Genomic DNA, 6767 nt, shown 5'->3' with positions numbered 1-6767 from the left:
ATCCCCAGACTCACCGCCCACACCCCGCGACCTTGCTCACCCACATCTTGTGCCCGCGAGAACCCGTTCTACGCACCGTCAATTCGGAAGAGCCCTTAAACCTCCGTCTTCCCTCCTCATCACATCGGTCGCTGCGCTCCCTCGTTCTTCGTCGGTCCAGACAGAGGTCGGCCGGACCAACGGTTTTGGGCCGGCTCATCACAAAACGGCAACTGACAGATCACCGTTCACCTTCATCTCAAGTCGAGGTTGAGGTTGATGGGCGCGTCGCGTTGAACCTCGGTCGTCCGGCGCCCTACGGTCATCGCATCACCACGCCGACGTGGTGATGTGGGAGATGATCGGTCCCGAGGGGCGTACTCTGAGACGCGGACCTCGACAGATGAGGCCGATCCGAGCGTTGCGAGGAGTCTGCAGTGGGCGATCAGCCTTTCGACCGGGATGCGGTGGCGGACCGAGATGCCGAAACGGCATCGACCGGTGACGCATCGACCCCAGAGCAGGCGGGTGGCGCAGGTCCGTCGACACCCACCCAGGGCAGCCTCGACGACGTCGTCCCCGGCCTCTTCCCGAACGACACCGTCCCCGACGAACTCGTCGGCTACCGCGTACCGAGCGCCTGCCAGATCGCCGGCATCACCTACCGTCAGCTCGATTACTGGGCACGCACCGGCCTGGTCGTGCCGTCGATCCGTGGCGCGGCGGGCTCCGGAAGCCAGCGTCTGTATTCCTTCAAGGACATCCTCGTCCTCAAGATCGTCAAGCGGCTCCTCGATACCGGCATCTCGCTGCAGAACATCCGTGTCGCGGTCGATCACCTGCGTAAGCGTGGCGTCGAAGATCTTGCCCGCATCACCCTGTTCTCCGACGGCACGACGGTCTACGAGTGCACGTCCGCCGAAGAGGTCGTCGATCTCCTGCAGGGTGGTCAGGGCGTATTCGGCATCGCTGTGAGCGGCGCGATGCGCGAGCTCACCGGCACCATCGCCGATTTCCCCGGCGAGCGCGCCGACGGCGGTGTGAGCGAGACCGCACCCGAGGACGAACTCGCCGCACGCCGCAAGAGCCGCACTCGCCGCACCGGCTAGACTGGCTGGTACGTCGCACCGTCACGGGAGAGAGTCGTACCGCGCACCGTCAGGTGGGGGAGTCCGGCCGCCGAAGGAGCAACACCTCCTCGTCAAACTCTCAGGCACCCAGGACCGTGATGGAGACGACGTCTCTGGAAAGTGATGGGTTCGCTCATCCGCCCACGGTGAAAGGCCGCCCCGACGACGACGCCGGGTCGGCTGAATCTCTCAGGCGTTCCGGGTCGGCACCGCCCGACTCCCGAACATGACAGAGGGGGAGGACCCTACGGTCGGCTGCCGCCGATCGCTGGCGAGAGGTCCGCCCGTCATGTCGTCCGCTCCGCAGTCCCGCACGTTCGTCGACCGTCACGTCGGCCCCGACGCCGAGGACACCGCACGCATCCTCACCGCGATCGGCGTCGGCTCCCTCGATGAGCTCGCCTCCGTCGTCGTTCCCGGAGTCATCGCCGACGATCCCGACGACAACGGGCTCGATGCCCTGCCCGCACCGCTGTCCGAGCCGCAGGCGCTGGCCCGCCTCGCCGCACTCGCCGACGCCAACACCGTCGCACGCTCGATGATCGGACTCGGGTACTACGGGACCCACACGCCCGGTGTCATCACCCGCAATGTGCTGGAGAATCCCGCCTGGTACACCGCGTACACGCCGTACCAGCCGGAGATCAGCCAGGGACGCCTGGAGGCGCTGCTCAACTTCCAGACCATGGTCGGCGACCTGACCGGCATGGAGGTCGCCAACGCGTCGATGCTCGACGAGGCGACCGCCGCCGCCGAAGCGATGACCCTGATGCGTCGCGCGGTGAAGTCGTCGTCCAAGCGACTCGTCGTCGACGACGACCTGTTCCCACAGACCCGGGCCGTCATCGAGACCCGTGCCGAACCTCTCGGCATCGAGATCGTCGAGGCCTCGCTGCATCCGCAGCTGCCCGATGCCGGTCTGCCCGAGGGCGACTTCTTCGGCGTGATCCTGCAGGTGCCCGGGGCGTCGGGCCGTGTTGTCGACGCCGCACCGATCATCGACGCCGCCCATGAGCGTGGCGCACTCGTCGCGGTCGGCGCCGACCTGCTCGCCCTGACGCTCATCACCCCGCCGGGTGAGCAGGGCGCCGATGTCTGCTTCGGCACCACCCAGCGCTTCGGCGTCCCGATGGGCTTCGGCGGACCCCACGCCGGCTATCTCTCCGTGCACAGCAGGCACGCCCGGCAGTTACCCGGCCGCCTCGTCGGCGTGTCGAAGGACGCCGACGGCAACCTCGCCTACCGCCTTGCGCTGCAGACCCGTGAACAGCACATCCGCCGGGAGAAGGCCACCAGTAACATCTGCACGGCGCAGGTGCTGCTCGCCGTGATCGCCGCGATGTACGCCTCGTATCACGGTGCCGACGGCCTGGCCGCCATCGCCCGCCGTGTCCATGCGCGGGCCGCGCTCGTCGCCGACAGTCTGGCCGCCGCCGGATTCCGGATCGAGCACTCCACCTTCTTCGACACCGTCCTCGTACGTGTTCCGGGACAGGCCGGGGCCGTCGTGGATCACGCCAAGGCGCACGGCAACGTGAACCTCCGACACGTCGACGACGATCTCGTCGGCATCGCCTGCGACGAGACCACCACCGACGCCGACATCACCGCGGTGCTGGGCGCATTCAGCGCCGGCAACGTCACGCCGCGCTCCTTCGCCCAGGACATCGAGACGCGCACGAGCGAGTACCTCACCCATCCGGCGTTCACCCGCTACCGCACCGAGACCGCGATGCTGCGCTATCTGCGCCGCCTGTCCGACAAGGACATTGCCCTCGACCGCAGCATGATCCCGCTCGGGTCCTGCACCATGAAGCTCAACGCGACTACGGAGATGGAACCCATCACCTGGCCCGGCTTCGCCGAACTCCACCCGTTCGCGCCCGCCGCAGACACCGCGGGTATCCGCGAGTTGATCACCGAATTGGAGAGCTGGCTGGTCGCCATCACCGGCTATGACCGGATCAGCTTGCAGCCCAACGCCGGATCGCAGGGCGAGTACGCCGGGCTGCTGGCCATCCGCCGCTATCACCTCAGCCGAGGGCATGATCATCGCGACGTCTGTCTGATCCCGTCGAGCGCTCACGGCACCAACGCGGCGTCGGCTGTGATGGCCGGGATGCGTGTCGTGGTTGTCGGCTGCCGCGAGAACGGCGACGTCGACCTCGACGACCTGCGCGCCAAGATCGACGCCCACCGCGACACCCTGTCCGCGTTGATGATCACCTACCCCTCGACACACGGTGTCTTCGAGCACGACATCGCCGACATCTGCGCCTCGGTACACGACGCCGGTGGCCAGGTGTACGTCGACGGTGCGAACCTCAATGCCCTTGTCGGACTGGCCCGTCCGGGCCGATTCGGCGGTGACGTCAGCCACCTGAATCTGCACAAGACGTTCTGCATCCCGCACGGCGGTGGCGGGCCCGGCGTCGGACCGATCGGTGTTCGGCATCACCTCGCGCCGTTCCTGCCCGGGCATCCGCTCGCCGACGAACTCCCCGGCGACATGACGATCGCGGCGGCGCCGTACGGATCGGCGTCGATCCTGCCGATCACCTACGCCTACATCGCCATGATGGGTGCAGACGGCTTGCGCCGGGCCACGCTAACCGCGATCGCGTCGGCCAACTACGTCGCCCGACGCCTCGCCGAGTACTACCCGGTGCTCTACACCGATCACGCCGCCGGCGCCGCCGACGACGAGGTCGGTTATGTCGCCCACGAGTGCATCCTGGACCTGCGGCCGCTGACCAAGGCGACCGGCGTCACCGTCGACGATGTGGCAAAGCGCCTGGCCGACTACGGTTTCCACGCACCGACGATGAGCTTCCCGGTCGCCGGCACCCTCATGGTCGAGCCCACCGAGAGTGAGAACCTCGACGAGCTCGACGCGTTCATCGACGCCATGGTCGCCATCCGCGCCGAGATCGACGACGTCGCCAAGGGCACCTGGCCGGTGGAGGACAATCCGCTGCGTGGTGCGCCGCATACCGCCGAATGTCTTGTCGCGCAGTGGGATCATCCGTACTCCCGCGAGACCGCGGTCTACCCGTCGGGTCTGCCCTCGGCCGGCGCTCGCGCCAAGGTGTGGCCGGGTGTCCGACGCATCGACGGTGCGTTCGGCGACCGCAACCTGGTGTGCAACTGCCCGCCGATCGAGGCGTTCAGCGAGTAGCGGCGGCAGACGGCCCGGTAGACCGCCCGGTGCAGTGCGTCAGATGAGGGGCGCGAGGGTCTCCCCGAGGAGGCTTACGCGTCCCTTGATGTGACCGTTCGCCGGAGCGTTCACCGTGAACCCGTCCACGCCGGCGGCCTTGAGGTCGGCGAACCGCTGCGCCACCTCGTCGGGATCGCCGACAATCGTCGACGACCGTCGGACCTCGGCACGCGGATTCCTCGCGAGATAGGCCTCGAACTCGGCGACGGCCTGCTCGTGGGTGGGCGCGACACATGCCGAGGTCTGCAGGCTGACCGTGATCTCCGCGCGGTCGCGGCCGAGCTTCTCGCAGTGACCGGCGAGCGCGTCGAGTTTGCGGCCGATCTCGGCGGGTGCACAGATGATGTTCGACTCGTCTGCGTACTGTGCGACCATCCGCAGCGTCTTGCGCTCACCGCCGCCACCGATCATCACCGGGATACGACCGAGCGGAGCAGGCGAGTTGATCGCCTCCACGACCTGATAATGCTTGCCGTCGAGTGAGGGCCGTTCGCCGCGCAGCATCGGCAGAATGATCTGCAGGGCCTCCTCGAGTTTCTCGAATCGGTCGGTGAAGGTGCCGAATTCGTAACCGAGAGAATCGTGTTCGAGTTCGAACCAGCCGGCGCCGATACCGAGTTGACCGCGTCCGGCCGAGACCAGGTCCAGGGCGGTGACCGACTTCGCGAGCAGCGTCGGGTTGCGGTAGGTGTTGCCGGTGACCAGCGCCGACAGCCGCACCCGCGAGGTGTGCTGGGCCAGCGCCGCGAGCAGCGTGTAGCACTCGATCATCGGTTCGTCGGGTTCGCCCAGAATGGGCAATTGGTAGAAGTGATCCATCACCAGGACGGTGTCGAAGCCGGAGTTCTCCGCTTCGACGGCCTGCGCCGTGATGATCGGGAACAACTGATCCGGGCGGACATCCGGGTAGGTGAAATTCGGGATCTGATAACCGAGGAGAGTCACCACCCCGACGCTACGCCCCTCAGCTCCCGGCGGGGCGCGGCGCGGAATCGGGGCCGAAGACGAGCCGGTTGATGGAGATCGTCGCCGCGGTCTCCGGTACCGGCATCGGGTCACGGGTGTTGGGGAAGGTCACCGTCGCGGTGGCTGTCGGCAGCGGTGCGTCGCCACGGAATCCGAGTTGCGTCAGCTCCTTCAACTGCTCGGCCTTCATCGCGAACGAGAAGAACTCGGCGACCGCCGCATTCGCGACGTCGGACACCTGATCACCGGCCAGCCGGATGACCGGATAATCCGCCAGCGGCGTCGGACCACCCGGCACCACCTCGGCCAATGTCGCCGTGGCGTCATCCTTGGTGAGCTGATAAAGACGCTGCTCGGTGATGGGCACGACGCGGATGCTCGCTGCCTGCAGGGACGGGGCGTCGGCGATGGATGTCGCCGCTCCCGTCGGGGTGCCGTCCGGCGACTGCGGTGCCCCGTCGATGAGTTCGGTCACGGTGGTGGTGACCTGATCGGAGGCGGCGTCGGCCGCGGAGAGGGGACCGGTGGTCCGGGTGATCGCGGATGCGACGGCCTGCGCACTGAGCGAGGTGGCGTCCGATCCGCTGCCGCGCGGCATCGCCATACGTAGCGAACCGATGCCGTTCAGGCCGACGGAGGAGAGGCTGTCGTTACGCGCCTGCAGCGTGGGGACCTGCGTCCACTGCAATTGCCCGTCGAACGCCGTCGCCAGTTCGGGCGACATCGCCAGGACGACCGGTGAGGTCACCAACGACGACGGCTCGCCCTCGAGGGCGGTGGGGCGGGCGGTGGCGAGCTCCGCCGACCAGATCGACGACTGCGGCACCCAGGCGGCCGGGAATGTGCCCATGGACGCCGGATCCCAGGTGCTCGTCAGCCCGTCGAGGGTGACCTTCGCATCGCCCGGACGCACAGCCACGTCGATGCAGTGATCCCGCACGACCGGAGCCGTCTTGTTGTAGTTCTCGGCAATCGTCTTCAGTGCCTCGGCGATATCCGGGTCGGCGATGACGGGAACCTCGGCGTTGCCCTCGACACAGTCACCCGCCGCGTCGTCGGCCTGTCGGTCCAGCGAGTCACCGAGATGATTCCAGGTCACGACGACGGCGGCGACCAGCAGGATGCTCAGCAAGGCGAAGATCAGGCCCCGGCTGACGCCGCGGCGCCCATCAGCACTTCGATGCTGTCCCAACTGATTGCCTTTCGCCCCGACAGTTCGGTGTCATCGAACGATAGCGAACTGCGGGATCGCTTGTCAGGCGGGTGCTGAGGGCGATTCCACGACGTCGGCGGCATCACGTGACCGATCCACGCCGTCACCCAGCGACGAATCGCCAGAAACGAATCGCCAGAAACGAGTCGAGGGGGGGGCCCGCGGGGGGGGGGTCCCGACCCCGGTGGGGGGGGGGGGGCAAGGGTGGGCGCGCTGTTCTCCCCCCAACAAAGACGCCCAAGCGTGCCGCTGTCGCCCC

At 67.5% G+C, this 6767-nt stretch carries 4 protein-coding genes and 1 riboswitch; of the genes, 2 read left to right on the top strand and 2 right to left on the bottom strand.

What is annotated here, in order from left to right:
- Positions 1–446: 446 nt before the first annotated feature.
- Both ACZ4TW_RS23685 and gcvP read left to right on the top strand, forming a co-directional pair.
- Positions 447–1088 (top strand): MerR family transcriptional regulator, encoded by a 642-nt coding sequence (locus ACZ4TW_RS23685; protein ID WP_465546934.1) that lies wholly within the window; start codon positions 447–449, stop codon positions 1086–1088.
- Between the two features lie 14 nt (positions 1089–1102).
- Positions 1103–1215: riboswitch (glycine riboswitch) on the top strand.
- 183 nt (positions 1216–1398) lie between these two features.
- On the top strand, positions 1399–4287 hold the full coding sequence (gene gcvP / locus ACZ4TW_RS23680) for an aminomethyl-transferring glycine dehydrogenase (protein WP_465546932.1): 2889 nt from the start codon (positions 1399–1401) through the stop codon (positions 4285–4287).
- 39 nt (positions 4288–4326) lie between these two features.
- Here the strand turns inward: gcvP and ACZ4TW_RS23675 are convergent, their stop codons facing one another.
- The gene (locus ACZ4TW_RS23675; RefSeq protein ID WP_465546930.1) at positions 4327–5274 is read right to left on the bottom strand and encodes an LLM class F420-dependent oxidoreductase; all 948 of its coding nucleotides are present in this window, start codon (positions 5272–5274) and stop codon (positions 4327–4329) included.
- Between the two features lie 19 nt (positions 5275–5293).
- On the bottom strand, positions 5294–6427 hold the full coding sequence (locus tag ACZ4TW_RS23670; RefSeq protein WP_465546928.1) for a hypothetical protein: 1134 nt from the start codon (positions 6425–6427) through the stop codon (positions 5294–5296).
- Positions 6428–6767: the final 340 nt, after the last annotated feature.

Source organism: Agromyces sp. NPDC029043, from assembly GCF_055564615.1.
The sequence above is the reverse complement of the archived record's forward strand: the minus strand, read 5'-3'. Positions and strand labels throughout refer to the sequence as shown.